Annotated in this window: 1 protein-coding gene; it reads left to right on the forward strand. The window is 36.9% G+C overall.

Going from position 1 to position 406, the window contains the following annotated elements; translation table 11 throughout:
• Window positions 1-406: transposase (locus ACEO2X_RS14235; RefSeq protein ID WP_371972189.1), on the forward strand; the 406-nt coding region annotated here is incomplete at both ends.

Raw genomic sequence — 406 nt, forward strand, 5'->3', positions numbered from 1 at the left:
GCATCAATTTAAACTATGGGATAGTTACGGATTAAGTCAATACAATATCAAAACAGGCACATTCGTAGAAGATAGTCGTGGACGTTGGTATGTTTGTCTTGTAGTTGATGCAGTCAAAATAGAAAAAAACAACGCTAAAACCTCAATTGGCATAGATTTAGGTTTAAAAGATTTAGCGACTTGTTCAGATGGCGTAAAACTTAAAGCACCTCAAATCTATCGGCAATATGAACAAAAACTTGGTATTGCTCAACGTGCAAAAAATAAGAAACGTGTCAAAGCCATCCATGCCAAGATTAAAAATGTAAGACAAAACATGCTGCATCAATTCAGCCGAAAACTGGTGAATGAACATGCAGCCATCTTCGTTGGCAATGTGAATGCCAAAGCATTAGCACAAACCAGA

Source organism: Acinetobacter sp. AL9 (genome assembly GCF_041464035.1).
GTDB classification, from domain to species: Bacteria; Pseudomonadota; Gammaproteobacteria; order Pseudomonadales; family Moraxellaceae; genus Acinetobacter; species Acinetobacter towneri.